17 protein-coding genes are annotated in these 16,968 nt (G+C 36.6%); 13 read left to right on the top strand and 4 right to left on the bottom strand.

Annotated elements, in window-relative coordinates:
* Nucleotides 1-17: 17 nt before the first annotated feature.
* The 3 genes from Q0874_RS01645 to Q0874_RS01635 are packed head-to-tail and all read left to right on the top strand — an operon-like array spanning nt 18 to nt 2,869.
* Entirely contained in the window at nt 18-1,346 is a 1,329-nt protein-coding gene (locus Q0874_RS01645; protein ID WP_299158545.1) for a gliding motility-associated protein GldE, read from the top strand.
* A complete protein-coding gene (gene gldD, locus Q0874_RS01640) occupies nt 1,336-1,893 on the top strand; it encodes a gliding motility lipoprotein GldD (protein WP_299158542.1) in 558 nt (185 codons plus the stop codon). Before Q0874_RS01645 ends, gldD begins: the two co-directional genes overlap by 11 nt.
* A gap of 40 nt (nt 1,894-1,933) precedes the next feature.
* Entirely contained in the window at nt 1,934-2,869 is a 936-nt protein-coding gene (locus tag Q0874_RS01635) for a pyridoxal-phosphate dependent enzyme (RefSeq protein ID WP_299158539.1), read from the top strand.
* A gap of 3 nt (nt 2,870-2,872) precedes the next feature.
* Here Q0874_RS01635 and Q0874_RS01630 read toward each other — a convergent pair whose 3' ends face one another.
* A complete protein-coding gene (locus Q0874_RS01630) occupies nt 2,873-3,292 on the bottom strand; it encodes a hypothetical protein (protein WP_299158536.1) in 420 nt (139 codons plus the stop codon).
* An 88-nt stretch (nt 3,293-3,380) separates the two neighbouring features.
* Here Q0874_RS01630 and Q0874_RS01625 point away from each other — a divergent pair, with 88 nt between their 5' ends.
* The gene (locus Q0874_RS01625; protein WP_299158533.1) at nt 3,381-4,271 is read left to right on the top strand and encodes an EamA family transporter; all 891 of its coding nucleotides are present in this window, start codon (nt 3,381-3,383) and stop codon (nt 4,269-4,271) included.
* A 27-nt stretch (nt 4,272-4,298) separates the two neighbouring features.
* Here Q0874_RS01625 and Q0874_RS01620 read toward each other — a convergent pair whose 3' ends face one another.
* Both Q0874_RS01620 and Q0874_RS01615 read right to left on the bottom strand, forming a co-directional pair.
* Complete coding sequence (locus Q0874_RS01620) at nt 4,299-6,377, bottom strand: pitrilysin family protein (RefSeq protein WP_299158530.1); 2,079 nt, start codon at nt 6,375-6,377, stop codon at nt 4,299-4,301.
* A 4-nt stretch (nt 6,378-6,381) separates the two neighbouring features.
* The gene (locus Q0874_RS01615) at nt 6,382-7,707 is read right to left on the bottom strand and encodes a pitrilysin family protein (protein WP_299158527.1); all 1,326 of its coding nucleotides are present in this window, start codon (nt 7,705-7,707) and stop codon (nt 6,382-6,384) included.
* A gap of 170 nt (nt 7,708-7,877) precedes the next feature.
* Between Q0874_RS01615 and Q0874_RS01610 the strand changes: the two genes are divergently transcribed.
* The 3 genes from Q0874_RS01610 (at nt 7,878) to rpmA (ending at nt 9,329) form a co-directional block, all read left to right on the top strand.
* Complete coding sequence (locus Q0874_RS01610; RefSeq protein WP_299158524.1) at nt 7,878-8,333, top strand: DUF4199 domain-containing protein; 456 nt, start codon at nt 7,878-7,880, stop codon at nt 8,331-8,333.
* Nucleotides 8,334-8,459: 126 nt separating this feature from the next.
* Nucleotides 8,460-9,023 carry a 50S ribosomal protein L21 gene (rplU, locus tag Q0874_RS01605; protein WP_299158521.1) on the top strand — a complete coding sequence of 188 codons (564 nt, stop codon included), beginning with the start codon at nt 8,460-8,462 and terminating at the stop codon, nt 9,021-9,023.
* 45 nt (nt 9,024-9,068) lie between these two features.
* Entirely contained in the window at nt 9,069-9,329 is a 261-nt protein-coding gene (gene rpmA / locus Q0874_RS01600; RefSeq protein ID WP_299158518.1) for a 50S ribosomal protein L27, read from the top strand.
* 81 nt (nt 9,330-9,410) lie between these two features.
* Here rpmA and ahcY read toward each other — a convergent pair whose 3' ends face one another.
* The gene (gene ahcY, locus Q0874_RS01595) at nt 9,411-10,727 is read right to left on the bottom strand and encodes an adenosylhomocysteinase (RefSeq protein WP_299158515.1); all 1,317 of its coding nucleotides are present in this window, start codon (nt 10,725-10,727) and stop codon (nt 9,411-9,413) included.
* 83 nt (nt 10,728-10,810) lie between these two features.
* Between ahcY and Q0874_RS01590 the strand changes: the two genes are divergently transcribed.
* From Q0874_RS01590 to Q0874_RS01565, 6 genes are all read left to right on the top strand, one after another.
* Nucleotides 10,811-11,449, top strand: coding sequence for a 4'-phosphopantetheinyl transferase superfamily protein (locus Q0874_RS01590; RefSeq protein WP_299158512.1), 639 nt, complete (start codon nt 10,811-10,813; stop codon nt 11,447-11,449).
* Nucleotides 11,450-11,482: 33 nt separating this feature from the next.
* Nucleotides 11,483-11,743, top strand: coding sequence for a hypothetical protein (locus Q0874_RS01585; RefSeq protein WP_299158509.1), 261 nt, complete (start codon nt 11,483-11,485; stop codon nt 11,741-11,743).
* Nucleotides 11,727-12,365 carry a nicotinamide riboside transporter PnuC gene (pnuC, locus tag Q0874_RS01580; RefSeq protein ID WP_299158506.1) on the top strand — a complete coding sequence of 213 codons (639 nt, stop codon included), beginning with the start codon at nt 11,727-11,729 and terminating at the stop codon, nt 12,363-12,365. Before Q0874_RS01585 ends, pnuC begins: the two co-directional genes overlap by 17 nt.
* The gene (locus tag Q0874_RS01575; protein ID WP_299158503.1) at nt 12,320-12,883 is read left to right on the top strand and encodes an ATP-binding protein; all 564 of its coding nucleotides are present in this window, start codon (nt 12,320-12,322) and stop codon (nt 12,881-12,883) included. The genes pnuC and Q0874_RS01575 overlap by 46 nt, the downstream gene beginning before the upstream one ends.
* Nucleotides 12,880-14,421 (top strand): DUF4301 family protein, encoded by a 1,542-nt coding sequence (locus Q0874_RS01570; RefSeq protein WP_299158500.1) that lies wholly within the window; start codon nt 12,880-12,882, stop codon nt 14,419-14,421. The genes Q0874_RS01575 and Q0874_RS01570 overlap by 4 nt, the downstream gene beginning before the upstream one ends.
* A gap of 341 nt (nt 14,422-14,762) precedes the next feature.
* Complete coding sequence (locus Q0874_RS01565) at nt 14,763-16,934, top strand: TonB-dependent receptor (protein WP_299158497.1); 2,172 nt, start codon at nt 14,763-14,765, stop codon at nt 16,932-16,934.
* Nucleotides 16,935-16,968 lie beyond the last annotated feature (34 nt).

The raw sequence follows: 16,968 nt of genomic DNA, 5'->3' as shown, positions 1-16,968 counted from the left end.
AAAGTAAATTTTGACTATTGGATCCTGACCCCCTAAGTTTATTTATAAATCTTGCGGTAATTGACAGCACTTTTGTATTAAAAATTGTAATGCTATTGGTGCTATTACTTTGCTCTGCCCTTATTTCAGGGGCTGAAGTTGCTTTTTTTGGTCTCTCTCCATCCGATTTAAACGAAATAGAGGAAAAGAAAACTGCAAGAGGGAAGATAGTAGTAAAATTATTAGGACGTCCTAAAAAGCTTTTGGCAACAATCCTGATTGCTAATAATGCTATTAATATTGGGATTGTTCTTTTGTTTAATTCCATAGGTGATACCCTTTTCTCGAAAATTAATTATCTGTTATTTGGTTTAATATCTGTGCGTTTTTTGCTGGAAGTATTGGTAGCTACTTTTTTAATATTGATGTTTGGCGAAATACTTCCTAAGATTTATGCAAATAGAAATAAATTTCAGTTTTCACTGTTTATGGCTTACCCCTTGAAAATTCTTGATATCCTCTTTACACCGCTTAGCTCGCCAATGCGTTCTGCAACTATTTTTCTGTATAACAGATTAGGGAAGCAGAGATCTAGCCTAAGCGTAGATCACCTTTCACAAGCTCTCGAACTCACTTCTGAAGGTGACACCACTAAGGAAGAGCAAAAGATTTTGAAGGGAATAGTTTCTTTTGGCAATACAGATACAAAACAAGTGATGAGGCCACGTTTAGATATCTTCGCTCTAAGTGAAGAAATGAAATTCACAGATGTTTTGGAAGAAATAAAGAATCATGGATATTCCCGTATCCCGGTATTTTCAGAAAATATGGATAATGTATTGGGGGTCCTATATGTTAAGGATTTGCTCCCGTATATAGAAAGGAAAAATTTTAATTGGTTAACGCTTATCAGAGAACCATATTTTGTACCTGAAAATAAAAAGCTTGATGATCTTCTCTTAGAATTTCAGGATAAAAAGAACCACTTGGCAGTTGTTGTAGACGAATATGGAGGGACTTCAGGTATTGTAACTCTGGAAGATGTAATTGAGGAAATTGTTGGAGATATCTCGGATGAATTTGATGATGAAGATTTGATTTTTTCTAAACTGGATGACTTTACTTATATTTTTGAAGGTAAAACAACCTTGAAAGACTTTTACAGGGTTACAAAAATTAAAAATGAGGAGGACTTTGAAGTACAAAAGGGTGAATCTGAAACAATAGCAGGATTTGTGCTGGAAATAGCCGGAAGTTTTCCTAAACGAGGGGAAATTGTAACTTATATGGACTACCAGTTTTTGGTGGAGAGCCTTGATAAGAAACGATTAAAGCAAATTAAAGTTACCTTACCTCATGAATATTAAGTCATATTTAATCGTTCTAATAGTCATCACATTTTTGGTTTCATGTGGTGATGACGTACTACCAAAACCAAAGGCAATGCTTCGTTTAGAATATCCTGAGTCGCCCTTAGAAAATCTGGTTACAGAGAAATTCGAATTTGAGCATAACTCCCAGGCGATAATAAAAAAAAATAAAAACTTTTCAGTTACTCTGGATTACCCTTTGATGAAAGGGTCCATTTTTATAACCTATAAAGAAGTGGACAATAATTTGGAAGAATTGTTGGCAGATGCTCAAAAACTGTCTTATGAACATGTTGTTAAGGCTGATAACATTACGGAACAGCCTTTCGTTAATGAAAAAGACGGAGTGTATGGTATGTTCTACGAAGTATTGGGGGATGCCGCATCACAAGCACAATTTTATGTAACAGACAGTACGCAACATTTTGTAACAGGATCACTTTACTTTAGAGCGAAACCCAATTATGATTCTATTTATCCCGCTGCAGTTTATTTACAAAAGGATATAAGGAAAATAATGGAATCACTTCGCTGGAGAGAATAAATTAGACCTTAGGGCCTGCTAATGAAAAGATTTGTAATCTATGTACAGAAAACAACTTCTCGATTGCCACAAAAGGATTAAGCCATATATACATCGTACACCGGTACTAACATCCCGTTTAATGAACGATATTACCGGAGCAGAATTATTCTTTAAATGTGAGAACTTTCAGCGAATGGGGGCTTATAAAATGAGAGGAGCGACCAATGCAATATTGTTGTTATCAGAAGAAGAAAGAGCCAAAGGTGTAGTTACTCATTCTTCAGGAAATTTTGCACAGGCACTTTCACTTGCAGCCCAAAGCCTTAATGTGAAGGCACATATAGTAATGCCATCAAATGCGCCAAAAGTCAAAAAAGTTGCAGTGAGTCAATACGGTGGTAATATTGTAGAATGTGACCCAACAATTGAGTCTCGTTCGTTTGCGGCCGGCAAGATTGCAAGGGAAACAGGGGCGACTTTTATTCACCCTTCTAATGATATGAATGTAATAATCGGACAAGGTACGGCTGCCATGGAATTGTTGGAAGATTATCCCGAATTAGATTACATATTTACTCCTATAGGTGGAGGCGGGTTAATAGCAGGTACTGCACTGTCTGCACATTATTTTGGCAATAATTGCAAAGTTGTTGGTGGAGAACCATACGAGGCAGATGATGCTTACCGATCATTCCATAGTGGTAAGATTGAATCAAATAGTACCACAAATACCATTGCTGATGGTTTAAAAACAGTGTTGGGAGACAAAACTTTTCCAATAATTAAAAAACATGTGCACGATATCATACGTGTCACTGAAGATGAAATAGTCATTGCAATGCGCCTAATCTGGGAACGTTTAAAGATCATAGTAGAACCTTCCAGTGCGGTTGCTCTTGCGGCTTTGATTCGCGAAAAGGATAACTATCATGGCCAGCAAATAGGAATCATTATATCAGGAGGGAATGTAGATTTGAATCAATTGCCTTTTTAAAGCCTATTCCAGTAATTTTTCAGCATTTTCAATACTGTTATTGATCTGTAACTTTAAAGCTTTGACCTTCTTTTCTTCCTCATTTAACCACTCTTGTTTTTGTTCGGTAAGTTCAGCGTCATTGAGGATTTCATCTGAAGTAAAGCGATCTCCAAAACCTTTCATCCAATCCATCATAGATTTATGAGCTGCCTGTAAATCTTTCATGGCCTTATCATATGCAATTCCCTTTTCTGTGGAGTCTACTTTTGGTTTGAGTTCTGAAACAAGCTTACCAATTGTCCCCATTTTAGGCATCACCTCGTCATGGATAGCCATAACTTCTTTCATTTGTGAAAGAGTTTCAGGTTTCTTTTCTTCTTCTTTACAAGATAAAAAGAAGACCAAAGTCATGACGGTAAAAAACACATATTTTATTTTCATGATAACTTGTTTTTAAGTGGGTAAAATTAAGAAAAACCACGGCTTTATTCCATCAAAAAGTAGGACTTTTGAACAAATTTAAATTGTAATGAGTGACCTTAACAGAAAATGGCTATACCTCATAGTTCTTTCCATTATCTGGGGTACTTCTTATATACTAATTAAAAAGGGTTTGGAAGGCTTTACACCGATTCAATTAGGTGTACTACGAATAATAATTGCTGCGCTCTTATTATTTATAATTGGAATAAAATCCCTTAGAGGGATAACCAGACAACAGTGGAAATGGATAGCCATATCTGGGATTGTTGGTAGTTTTATCCCCGTTTTTCTATTTGCTTTTGCTCAGACTCAAATAGATAGTAGCATTGCTTCAATTTTAAATTCCCTGGTACCTCTCTTTACTATTGCTGTTGGTTATTTAGCTTTTCGGATCACTTTTAACAGCAATCAGCTTCTTGGTGTTATAATTGGATTGGCAGGTGCAATCTTGCTTATTACTTTAGGTGCAGAAATTAACCCGGAACAGAATTATTGGTACGCCGGCTTAGTTGTTTTTGCAACAATTTGTTATGCTTTCAATGCAAATATTATAAAAAGTAAGCTATATGATGTAACTCCTTTAGGCATAGCGGTTGGTAATTTCGCAATTATGTTAGTACCTGCATTAATTATATTGCCTTTCTCCGGAATATTTGAGGCCAAAGTAACTGGAGGTGAAAATTTCCTGAGTTCACTGGGATATATAGTGGTCCTATGTGTTCTTGGAACCTGTATTGCCAAAGTAATGTTTAATAAACTAATTCATATATCATCCCCTGTTTTTTCTGTCTCTGTTACTTATTTAATACCGGTTGTAGGGATTTTCTGGGGAGTTCTTGATGGAGAAAAATTTACATTGGGACAATTTTTCACTGGGGGCATTATTCTAGTAGGGGTATACCTGGTAAACAAGAAAAAAAAAGCACCTCAAATTTGAGGTGCCCTTATATTCGGTTTTGTAATTTTAGTTAAAATCTTCCTCATTTACTTGCACATTGATTACCGCTTCAAGTAATTTAGTCTCAATCATTTGTGGACCCATCGAACCCACTTTAACCGAAGGAAATTTAATTCCATCTACTTCCTGATAGTCTTTATAATTAACTTCCTGGTTTTGGGTTTGGCCATCCATAGTAATTACAGTGGACTCTTTAACCTTTAATCCTGATTCGACATCATAAAAATAGGTAGCCTGAACAATTTCACCCGGGACTTCTATTTTGTAGGCGGTTTTACCATCTACTTCTTCTGTACCAGTAAGTTTTGCTTTAGGGCTTAATGCGATTCCCTGTTCTGGAAAAATTCCAATTGCAGTTTTCATATCTCGCTGCATTTCTGGGGGTAAAGGAACTTTGTTGCCGCCCTGTTTCATAAATAACTCATCTCCTTTTGCAATAACGCCCATCATTGGGGCATCATTCATAAAGGTAGTTTGTACATATTTATCGGCCGTCCTTTTTTCCTCAGTTTTAATAGTTGATCCCATGGCAGACCCTTCGTAGACTAGTTTTAAGGATTGTATCCTGTCAACCGCTGCTTTTCCCCCGATTGCTTCAAAATAGGAGTCTAAAACACTCTGTACGTTAACACCTTCGGGGAGCATTACTTCATAATTTGGTTTTTTAACAGCTTTAGCATATTTATCATAATAGTTAACAGGAAGGGTTCTACCATTAAAAGTAACTTTTTCCAGATTTTCTAAAACTTCACTTCCTTTACCGGCTACGACAATCCTTGCATTATTTATATGGAAGTATTTCTGAGCAGCTTTCTGCACTTCATCAACGGTTATTGCATTTATGCGTTCTAAATACGTCTTATAAAAATCATTGGGTAAACCTTCTGTTTCAATATTTAGAGCATATCTGGCTATCGTTGAAGGCTGCTCTAATGCCAAAACAAAATTCCCCACATATAGGGCTTTTGCATCCCTCAGTTCATTTTCAGTAACAGGTTCTTTTATTATCCTGTCAATTTCTTTGATTATTTCTACTACAGAACTATCCGTTACAGAGTTGCGAACACTGGTTGCTGCCCTGAATCTTGAAGGAGCGTATTTATCATTACCAATACTTGAGTAAGCGCCATAAGTATAACCTTTATCTGATCTGAGATTTTGAAAAATACGAGCCTGAGGTCCACCACCCAATATGCGATTGGCCATTAGTGCTGCCAGATAATCCTCACTATTCATTTTTAGGTTTACAAGGTTTTGAATGGCTATCTCCGATTGCACAGCATTGGGAACATCGACAAAGTCTATCTGCGTATATTGGGCGTCTAAAGGTTCCGAGTATCCCAATGATGGTGGCGATGCTTTAATCCAATCGTCAAAATTTTTAGTTACTAATTCTTTTACCTCATCAAATTTCACATCCCCTATAACCACCAGATATGCATTGGCAGGAACAAATAATTCCTGATAAAACCTTTCCACGTCTGCCAGAGTAACATTATTTACGGTCTCTTCAGTAGCAAACTCACCATAAGGATGATTTTTGCCATAAGCTAATGCAAGTTGTACCCTGCTTGCAATTGCCGGAACATCTTTTTCTTCTGTCTTTAAAGCTGTAATAAGTCTATCTCTTTCCTTATCAAATTCTTCCTGGGTAAAATTGGGGTTAATAGCAGCATCAGCCAAAAGTTCCAGGATTCTGGCAAAATATTTGGACAACCCACTTGCATAGGCACTTTGGGAACCAAAATTTAACGTTGCTCCAAGAAAATCAACCTCTTCATTAAAATCATTCTTGGAAATTGATTTGGATCCATTCCCTAATAAACTTGAAGTGAGACTTGAAACTCCTGCCTTTTCTCCTTCGGCAATCGGGGAATTGTCTATAGTGAGCTGAATGGAAACCCTTGGCAGTTTATGATTCTCTACTACCAAAACTTTAAGTCCGTTAGGTAGTTCGAAACGTTGTGGGTCTTCCAGTTTTATTTCAGGTGCCGGTCCTGGTTTGGGAATTACAGTCCTGTCTACTTGAGCTTGTATGGTCATGGCCATAAAAAGCAAAACAAATATTGTATATATTTTTTTCATTTTCTTAATTGTCAATTTTTTCTTCTGGTAGGTAATCGATGATTACCCTTTGATTAGTCTTTAGGTATTTTTCAGCGACTTCCTGGATTTCTTCCCGTGTAATTGAACGGTAAATGTCAATTTCTTTGTTTATTAATGCAGTATCTCCATACAACATATAATTTCGCGCCAAAGAATTTGCGATACCTTGTACACTCGAATTAGAGTTCACAAAATTATTTTCGAATTTATTTTGCAGTTTTTGAAAGTCATTTTCAGAAATAATTTCTTCACGAACCTTAGCAATTTCTTCTTCCATTTCGGTGACCAATACTTTGAGACTAGTTTCCCCAACAGGAAGTGCATAAACTAAGTACATCCCGTAATCCTCCTGAGGAATTTTAAGAGCACCTACCTGTAAAGCTTGTTTCTGCTCGTCAACCATTTTTTTGTACAATTTGGAACTTTTACCATCGCTGAGGTAGGTTGAGATCATGTCCAGAACATAAGCATCCCTTTGAGTAAATCCCGGAGTGCGATAAGCAATAAGTGATGCCGGTATTTGGATATTAGGGTCATAAGCCTGGGTTTGCACTTCTTCAACAATAGGTTCTTCTTTGGGATAATTCCTCACTATTGTTTCACCTTTCGGGATATCCGAAAAATAATCTCTAATCAGCTTCTTTGTTTGAGTTATATCAATATCTCCAGCTATCACTAGCACGGCATTATTAGGGGCATAGTACTTTTTATGATATGCTTTCACATCTTCAATTGTGGCCGCATCCAGATCTTCCATATACCCAATATTTGGATCCTTATAAGGATGAACCTTAAAAAGGCTTTTTCCTAAGACAGAAAGTAATTGTCCATATGGTGAATTGTCAACGCTCAGCCTCTTCTCCTCTTTTACCACTTCTTGTTGAGTATCTAAACCTATTTGATCTATAATAGGATGTAGCATGCGTTCTGATTCCATCCACAATCCCAATTTTAAACTATTTGATGGAAACACTTCATAGTAATAGGTTCTGTCCTGAGAAGTATTGGCATTATTCTGGCCTCCATTGGCACGAACAATCTTAAATCCATCACCCCGTTTCATATTTTTTGTTCCTTCGGTCGTTAGCAGATGTTCAAAGAGATGGGCAAATCCAGTGCGACCTTCAGTTCGGTCCTTGCCTCCAACATGGTACATCACAGATGTGGTTACCACCGGAGCCGTATTATCCTGATGAAGAATAACATGCAGCCCGTTTTCCAGGTCATATTCTTCATAGATTACTTCTTGCCCGCTCGCTACCACAAAAGCCAGGAGTGATAACAGAGCTGTGTATAATTTTCTTTTCATAAATTTTAATTAAACAGATTGGTTTATACTTGTTTTTACAAGTTTTTAAAGAGCTACTAATATAATTTTTTTGGGTTTATGAGAAAGAAAACTCTTCTTCTTTAACAAGAATTTATATGATAATTGCGTAATATTCATTATTTTCAACGACACCAGCAAAAATTAGAAAGATGAAACGAATTGCCCTTCCAATACGCTTTGGTATTGCAACAAGCGGAAGTCTTATCGCGTATTTTTTGGTTTTGTCGCTTTTTGGATTGCATACCAATGTATTTTTTAGTCTTTTTAATGGAGTAATTACAGGTTTCGGAATATATGAGGCGATAAAATATTTTAGGCTTCAAGAAAAGCACGACTTCAACTATGGAGTTGGATTTAAGGCAGGAATGGTAACCGGAGTTGTGGCAACGCTAATTTTTACCTTCTTTTTTGCTTTCTACGCTACCGAGATCAATACAGACTTTTTAAAAGAACTTTCAACCAGTTGGTTTAATAATTTCAAAAATTTTGAGGGAATCGTATTCTTTACAGTGGCGATTATGGGATTTGCCACTACCGTGGTACTGACACTTACATTTATGCAGTTGTTTAAAACTCCGAAGAACCTCAGGAAAAAATCTGATTAGAATAAAAAAAAACTCTTGTGATTTCCCAATTTAGCAGTATATTTGCACCCGCCTTTAGAGCTCCTTTGGTGTTTAATATGCTAAAAAGCTCATTTAAAGGAAAATAAAAATATTTAATTTTACGCTATGTATGCAATTGTAGAAATAGCAGGGCAGCAATTTAAAGTTGCGAAAGACCAAAAGGTATATGTTCACCGTTTGCAGGAAGACGAAGGAAATAAAGTTTCTTTTCACAACGTCCTTTTGCTGGAAGATGGTAATAACATTACAATTGGCGCCCCAGCTATAGACGGAGCCGCTGTAGAGGCTAAAGTCGTTAAACACTTAAAGGGAGACAAGGTAATTGTCTTTAAAAAGAAAAGACGTAAAGGATTTCGAAAGAAGAATGGCCATCGCCAGTATTTAACCGAATTGGTTATCGAAAGTATTGTAGCCAAAGGTGCTAAGAAAACTGTGGCTAAGGCCGAACCTAAAAAAGAAGCTCCTGTAAAAGCTGCGCCGGTAAAGAAAGCGGCTCCAAAAACTGAAGCTCCTAAGGCTAAAGTTGAAAAAGCGAAGGAAGCTCCTAAAGAAGCTCTTGATTTAAGCAAAAAAACAGTAGCGGAATTAAAGGAAATGGCCAAAGCCAAAGGAATCTCCGGGATTTCTTCTATGAAAAAGGCCGATCTTATTGAGGCATTAAATAAATAAGTTAATAACTGATACCGGCCCAGGCTTGGTATAAAAAATAATATCATGGCACATAAAAAAGGTGTAGGTAGTTCCAAAAACGGTAGAGAATCAGAATCGAAACGCTTAGGGGTTAAGATTTTTGGAGGACAGGCTGCTATTGCAGGAAATATTATTGTAAGACAACGTGGTACCAGGCACAATCCTGGTAATAATGTTTACGCCGGTAAAGATCATACCTTGCATGCAAAAGTAGACGGACTTGTAAAGTTTCAAAAGAAAGCAGGCGGAAAATCTTATGTTTCTATAGAGCCTTTTGAGGCTTAATACTCAATTGAATAACTCAAAATAAAAACCCATTATGTAAACATAATGGGTTTTTTGTGTTTATCAATAAGATTTTGATCTCTAATACCTGTAATAGTCTGGCTTATAAGGACCTTTAACTTCAACCCCAATATAAGAAGCCTGATCTTTCCGCAATTCAGTAAGTTCAGCACCTAAACGTGCTAAATGCAGTTTGGCAACTTTTTCATCCAAATGCTTAGGAAGCATATATACCTTATTTTCATATTTATCACTATGTTTCCAAAGTTCTATTTGTGCAAGTGTTTGGTTAGTAAATGAATTACTCATAACAAAACTTGGATGACCGGTGGCACATCCTAAATTAACCAAACGTCCTTCTGCAAGTACTATAATGTCCTTTCCATCAATAGTATATTTATCTACCTGTGGTTTAATCACATCCTTGGTATTGCCATAATTATCATTTAACCAGGCCATATCTATTTCGTTGTCAAAATGGCCAATATTGCACACGATGGCTTTATCACGCATAGCTCTGAAATGCTCTGCTTTAAGGATATCCTTATTTCCAGTAGCCGTTATTACAATGTCGGCATTACTTACTACTGTTTCTAGTCTTTTTACCTCATACCCGTCCATAGAGGCTTGCAGAGCGCAGATGGGGTCTATTTCTGTTACCGTTACAATGGCTCCTGCCCCTCTGAAGGAAGCTGCAGTACCTTTTCCAACATCTCCATAACCTGCAACAACAACTCGTTTTCCAGCTAGCATGGTATCTGTGGCCCGGCGAATTGCATCTACAGCACTTTCCTTGCAGCCATATTTGTTATCAAATTTGGATTTGGTAACAGAATCATTAACATTTATAGCCGGTATAGGCAATATTCCATTTTTGAATCGCTCATATAGGCGGTGGACTCCAGTGGTTGTTTCTTCCGAAAGACCCTTAATTCCCGAGGTTAATTCCGGAAATTGATCCAGTACCATATTGGTAAGATCGCCCCCATCATCCAGAATCATATTAAGGGGCTTGCGTTCTTCACCAAAAAACAGTGTCTGTTCTATACACCAGTCAAATTCCTCTTCATTCATTCCCTTCCAGGCATAAACAGGTATACCGGTAGCGGCTATGGCGGCAGCGGCATGATCCTGTGTGGAGAAAATATTGCATGAACTCCAAGTAACTTCAGCACCAAGAGCAGTCAGGGTTTCTATAAGAACAGCTGTTTGAATGGTCATATGAAGACAACCCGCAATACGGGCACCCTTAAGCGGTTGTTCTTTTTTGTACTCTTCACGTAAGGCCATTAACCCGGGCATCTCTGCTTCAGCCAATTCTATTTCTTTTCTTCCCCACTCTGCCAAGGTAATGTCCTTGACTTTAAATGGAACGTATGGTACTGTATTGGTTCGCATATCTTTTTTATTTTTTACATTCGTCCTACAAAAGACCTTTTATAATTTCAAAAGGCAAAGGTAATGATAATTTAAAATATTGTATGCCTCTTTACAAAACTATAACAGTAAACCCATATACTAAGGTATACATTTGGAAGATTACGGAATCTGAAAAGGAACTATCCTTAAATATTGACCTTACCAATAAATGCCAGCTTAGAATGAATGGTATGAAGTCTGAACTCCATAGGAGAGGATTTTTAAGTATCCGTCACTTAATGGGGCTGGCGGGTTATGTAGATAGTGATCTTTTTTATGACGAGGCCGGAAAGCCACATCTGAAAGATGGAAATCATATCTCCATTACGCATTCGTATCATTTTACAGGGATAATTGTAAGTCAGAAAGATGAGGTTGGGATTGATATCGAGAAACAAAGGGATAAAATAACCCTTATTGGGCATAAGTTTACACCTATGGAGGCATATGCCGATATTAAAAAGGCAAAGGAACTCGTTAAGAAACTCACTATTATTTGGGGCGCCAAAGAGTCTCTTTATAAGATATATGCCACTCACGGCTTAAGTTTTATGGATCATATTTATATTCATGATTTTAAAAACACCGATACTACTACTAGGGGTATTATCAGCTATGATGGGCGTACATCTGCCTATAATATTACTTTTCTGGAATTTGAAGAATTTACCTGTGTATATGCGATTAAAAAAGAAGCGTAATCTCCAGAATGGCCGGATTTTAATTTACAAATTATGAATATATCTGTTGAACTGACCTTAAGCCCGCTACAGGATAATTATGAAGAGCTGATTATAGGTTTTATCAAAAAAATCCGGGCCTCCGGTTTTACCGTCCTGGAAAATCCTTTAAGTACACAGATTTATGGAGATTATGATGATATAATGAAACTACTTAATAGAGAAATTAAACTTGCTTTGGAATTAATGGAAAATGGTTTAATGTATATCAAAATCGTAAAAACGGACCGAAGCAATTATGAACCAGATTTTTGATTGGGTCTTTGCTCAATACCAGGATATCCCTACGTTTCTAATCATCCTTGAAATGATTGGCGTTGTTTTCGGGTTTTTAAGTGTATGGTATGCAAAAAGAGAAAATATCCTTGTATTTCCTACCGGAATAATTAACACAGGGATCTTTGTATATATTCTTTGGGTATACGGGTTATTGGGTGACATGCTTATAAACGCATATTACTTTTCCATGAGTATTATAGGGTGGTACATATGGACACGAAAAGTAGATACCAACCATTTTATCCCAATTACAAAAACGAACAGCCAAGAGAAAAAATGGTCAATATTCCTGTTTATTAGTGCGGTTGTTTTTGTTTCTCTTGTATATACCTTATTTGATAAATTTAATAGTTGGACAGCTTATGTTGACACGCTTACAACAGCTATTTTCTTTGTGGGGATGTGGCTTATGGCCAAAAAAAAATTGGAAAATTGGACCTATTGGATTATTGGTAATGTAATTACAGTTCCTTTATATTTGTATAAAGGACTTATTTTTACATCACTTCAATATTTTTTATTCACCATAATCGCCATTTACGGTTATATGGCATGGAAGAAAAACTTAAACAAAAGCCCGCTGACATTATTAAAGTAGTTCTGTTTGGTCCTGAATCAACAGGTAAAACTACCCTTGCTCAGGAACTTGCTAATCACTATCAAACCGAATGGGTGCCGGAATACGCGCGCGAATATTTACAGGAAAAGTGGAATAAAGAACAAAGAACTTGTGAACCACATGATTTACTACCTATTGCAGAAGGCCAAATTCGCTTGGAAAATTATTTGACGGAAAAGGCAAATGACCTGCTTATTTGCGATACAGATCTTTTAGAGACCAAAGTATATTCTGAAGCATATTACCTTGGTTATTGCGATCCTATTCTGGAAAAATACGCTTTGCAGAATAGATACGATCTTTATTTATTAACTTCAATAGATATTCCCTGGGAAAAAGACGATCTTCGGGATAAACCTAATGAGCGAGAACGCATGTTTCTCTATTTTAAAGAAACATTGGAAAAGTATGATAGGAATTTTATTATTTTAAATGGGGACAATGGAAAAAGGCTTGCGCTGGCTATTAAATCTATCGATAAATTTCTCGGCAAATGATTGAGTTTTCACCAATGGATTTACAACAACTACAGGAAAAAGGAATCTCAAAAGAAAAGGTTCTGGATCAGATAGAGACCTTTAAAGAAGGGATACCATTTGTAAGGTTGGAGAAGGCCGCAATAGTTTCCGATGGAATTATGAAATTAAGTAAAGCCCGGGAGAAAGAGTTAGTGAATAAGTTCGAAGAACTAAAAAGGCTTTTGAGTTTACTCAAATTTGTTCCGGCATCGGGTGCTGCATCCAGAATGTTCAAATCCCTCTTTAACTTTTTGGAGCAATATGATCCTAGTGTCGAAGATGTAGATACCTATGTAGACAGATTAGATGATACAGATTTAAAAATCTTTTTCGAACAAGTTAAAAAATTTCCTTTTTATGAGATTGTTCATAAACGAATAAAAAATAAAGCCGGTTCAGAAAATGACATCAGATATCGTTTTGTAAGTGAAATGCTACTAGAAGAAAACCTTAATTATGGTTTTTACCCAAAAGGACTTTTACCCTTTCACAATTATGGGGAATTTACTGTAACTGCCTTTGAAGAGCATTTAAAAGAAGCTTCAAGGTATGTTGATGTAAACAATAAGGCAAAACTACATTTTACGATTTCAGAACAACACCAATCCTTATTTTCTAAGGAATTTGAAGCCGTTGGCCCCAGGGTATCGAAAGCTACAAAAACGGAATTTGAAGTTACCTTTTCAAATCAAAAACCTGCTACGGATACTTTAGCTGTAACTCTTGAAAATGAACCGTTTAAAAAGGATGACGGCTCATTATTATTTAGACCTGGTGGTCATGGAGCGCTTATTGAGAACTTAAATGAACAAAATGCCGATATTATCTTTATTAAAAATATTGATAATGTAGTAGTAACTAAACATGCAGCTGCACTCACAACTAGCAAGAAAGTACTTGCCGGTTTGCTGCTGGAAATACAACAAAAGGCATTTGCCTATGCAGATCAGTTGGATAGAAATGACATTAATGGCGAACAATTACACGAAATAAAAACATTTTTAGAAAATGATCTCAATGTTAGGTTTTTGGATAGTTTTTCAAGTTTTAGTATCGCAGAGCAATTGGAAATTTTAAAAGACAAGATTAACAGACCCATCCGCATTTGTGGGATGGTTAAGAATGAAGGCGAACCAGGTGGCGGCCCTTTTTGGATAAGAGACGCACATGATCATATTTCACTGCAAATCGTAGAATCTGCCCAGGTGGATACTTCAGATGAAAGCCAAATGGCTATTTTAAAGAATTCAACACATTTTAACCCGGTCGATCTTGTATGTGGAGTAAGAAATTTTAGAGGTGAGAAGTATAACCTCTTGAATTTTGTAGATACCAAACAAGGGTTTATCACACAAAAAACAGAAGATGGTAAAGAACTAAAGGCCCTTGAATTACCAGGACTTTGGAACGGGGCTATGGCCTTTTGGAATTCAATATTTGTTGAAGTTCCCTTACTCACTTTTAATCCCGTAAAAACAGTAAACGACCTTTTGAAGCCGACACATCAGGCAACTTAGTTTAGGGAGATCTGTTTTTATGAAGAAAGGGATTTATCAGAGTATGTTCAATTTTAATTATGGGGTTTTATTATGAATAATGGAACTACCATCGTAACTTTGTTTTATCTCAAAAGGGGTGCGAACTTCTGAAAAAAAAGTATTCTATAAATCTGTAAATATCAGACACGATTTTTACAATACTTTCAGGATAAGCTGAGATTATACCCAAGGAACCTGGGCAGGTAATGCTGCTAAGGGAGGCGAAAGTCGCCATTTGGATTTATTCCTGTCTCTTCAGGAAAAGAAAAAATCATAAAAACCAGAATAGAACCCCTTTTATTCGTGTAATTGAACTACGAATGAAAGCTTTTATTACATTTTTTTTCCTGATTTCTATTGGCGTAAAAACTTTTGCTCAACAACAAGAATCTGATACCACTACCCTAAAAAAAATTGTGTTGGATGAGGTTTTTGTTTCAGCAATAAGGGTTACTCAGGAAACTCCCGTAACGTTTTCCAATTTAGAAAAAGATAAAATTATGCCAAGAAACCTTGGTCAGGATATCCCTGTTCTCATGAACTTTTTACCCGCTGTAGTTACAACTTCAGACGCCGGGGCTGGAGTGGGCTATACTGGAATACGCGTTAGAGGTAGTGATGCTACCCGGGTTAATGTTACTATAAATGGAATACCTTATAACGATTCTGAATCACATGGTACGTTTTGGGTAAATCTTCCCGATTTTGCATCTTCCACAGAAAGTCTTCAATTACAACGGGGCGTAGGAACATCTACAAATGGAGCTGGGGCTTTTGGGGCAAGTTTAAATATATTGACAGATGCCACTTCGCAGGAAGCTTATGGACATATTTCCTCTTCCTATGGCAGCTTTAATACGATGCGGAACAATATTAAGTTCAGTACAGGATTGTTAAATGAACATATTGAAATTTCCGGGAGACTATCCAGAATAACATCTGATGGCTATATTGACAGGGCTTCTTCTAAACTGGATTCCTATTTTTTACAAGGCTCTTATGTTGATGATAATACATTAATTAAAGCGCTCCTTTTTGGAGGACACGAAGTTACTTACCAGTCGTGGTTCGGCATTGATGCAGAAACTCTTGCCACTAACCGGACTTTTAACCCTGCCGGAATATATACTGATGAAAATGGGGATACTCAGTTTTATGACAAGGAGGAAGATAATTATAAACAAGATCATTTTCAGCTACTTTGGAATGAGGCTATATCACCTTTATGGAGCACAAATATTGCATTTCATTATACAAAAGGACGGGGTTACTTTGAACAATTCAGAGAAGACGATGATTTTGCGACCTATGGATTTTCACCAATAGTTGTTGATGGGGAGGAAGTGAATACAACAGATTTAATCCGTCGCCGTTGGCTGGATAATGATTTTTACGGGACTGTATTTTCGGCTAATTATAAAAAAGACAGGACAAACCTTATTATTGGAGGAGGGTGGAATTCCTATAATGGAGATCATTTTGGTGAAGTAATTTGGGCGCGTTTTGCGGGAAATAGTATGATTAGGGATAGATATTATGATGATGATTCCAAAAAAGCCGACTTTAATATGTTTGGGAAAATAAATTATGAGATTTCTCAAAATTGGAAACTTTTTGGAGATTTACAATTTAGAAATGTTAGATACAAGGCAAATGGAGATGATACTGGAGTAGTGGATGATACATTTAATTTTTTTAACCCTAAAGTCGGTGTCACCTATGACCTAAATAATGCAAATAATTTATACCTCTCCTTTGCAGTAGCCAACCGTGAACCCAATAGGAATGATTATGAGAATGGCAATCCTAAACCGGAAAAACTAAATGATTTTGAACTGGGCTGGCGTTATGTCTCACCTTCTGTTCAGCTAAGTACCAATCTGTATTACATGAGGTATAAAGATCAGTTGGTATTAACTGGAGAACTTAATGATGTTGGAGCCCCATTGCGGGCAAATGTTGGTGACAGTTATCGTCTTGGTCTTGAAGTTGATGCCAGTATGAGTATTGGTAAGCGCTTCAAATTACAACCCAATATAGCACTCAGCACAAATAAGAATATTGATTTTCTTTTTCAGAGAGATGGTGAGTTACAGAATTTGGGGAATACCAATATTGCCTACTCACCTGACATTGTGGTAGGTAACATTCTTACGTATATGCCAAATGAAAAATTTCAAATGTCGTTACTCACAAAATATGTTGGAAAACAATTTATGGGAAATATTGATTCAGAAGGCTCTGTTCTTGAGGACTATTCACAAACAGATTTTAATATACAATACACTTTCAATATAAATTCATTCATAAAAAGCATTGTACTCACAGGACTGATTAATAATATTTTTGATGCAAAATTTGTATCCAATGGCTACTTTTTTACTTATGATGACGATTTTTCCAATCCGGGAACTATAACTACTATTGAAGGTGCCGGGTATTACCCGCAGGCAGGAATAAACTTTCTAATGGGAGCAACATTTAACTTCTAAGGTTTTTCAGGGGATAATTTAGGATATCATACCC

It is taken from the genome of uncultured Eudoraea sp., from assembly GCF_947490415.1.
In the GTDB taxonomy this organism is placed as follows: Bacteria; Bacteroidota; Bacteroidia; order Flavobacteriales; family Flavobacteriaceae; genus Eudoraea.
This window is presented reverse-complemented; position numbering and strand designations above follow the sequence as displayed.

Bases quoted from the DNA above. Each gene is read 5' to 3' on its own strand.
- Q0874_RS01625 (WP_299158533.1), top strand. From the start codon at position 3,381: ATGAGTGACCTTAACAGAAAATGGCTATACCTCATAGTTCTTTCCATT.
- rplU (WP_299158521.1), top strand. From the start codon at position 8,460: ATGTATGCAATTGTAGAAATAGCAGGGCAGCAATTTAAAGTTGCGAAA.
- ahcY (WP_299158515.1), bottom strand. From the start codon at position 10,727: ATGCGAACCAATACAGTACCATACGTTCCATTTAAAGTCAAGGACATT.
- Q0874_RS01590 (WP_299158512.1), top strand. From the start codon at position 10,811: ATGCCTCTTTACAAAACTATAACAGTAAACCCATATACTAAGGTATAC.
- Q0874_RS01620 (WP_299158530.1), bottom strand. From the start codon at position 6,377: ATGAAAAAAATATATACAATATTTGTTTTGCTTTTTATGGCCATGACC.
- Q0874_RS01630 (WP_299158536.1), bottom strand. From the start codon at position 3,292: ATGAAAATAAAATATGTGTTTTTTACCGTCATGACTTTGGTCTTCTTT.
- Q0874_RS01575 (WP_299158503.1), top strand. From the start codon at position 12,320: ATGGAAGAAAAACTTAAACAAAAGCCCGCTGACATTATTAAAGTAGTT.
- pnuC (WP_299158506.1), top strand. From the start codon at position 11,727: ATGAACCAGATTTTTGATTGGGTCTTTGCTCAATACCAGGATATCCCT.
- Q0874_RS01615 (WP_299158527.1), bottom strand. From the start codon at position 7,707: ATGAAAAGAAAATTATACACAGCTCTGTTATCACTCCTGGCTTTTGTG.
- gldD (WP_299158542.1), top strand. From the start codon at position 1,336: ATGAATATTAAGTCATATTTAATCGTTCTAATAGTCATCACATTTTTG.
- Q0874_RS01565 (WP_299158497.1), top strand. From the start codon at position 14,763: ATGAAAGCTTTTATTACATTTTTTTTCCTGATTTCTATTGGCGTAAAA.
- Q0874_RS01585 (WP_299158509.1), top strand. From the start codon at position 11,483: ATGAATATATCTGTTGAACTGACCTTAAGCCCGCTACAGGATAATTAT.
- Q0874_RS01635 (WP_299158539.1), top strand. From the start codon at position 1,934: ATGTACAGAAAACAACTTCTCGATTGCCACAAAAGGATTAAGCCATAT.
- Q0874_RS01570 (WP_299158500.1), top strand. From the start codon at position 12,880: ATGATTGAGTTTTCACCAATGGATTTACAACAACTACAGGAAAAAGGA.
- Q0874_RS01610 (WP_299158524.1), top strand. From the start codon at position 7,878: ATGAAACGAATTGCCCTTCCAATACGCTTTGGTATTGCAACAAGCGGA.
- rpmA (WP_299158518.1), top strand. From the start codon at position 9,069: ATGGCACATAAAAAAGGTGTAGGTAGTTCCAAAAACGGTAGAGAATCA.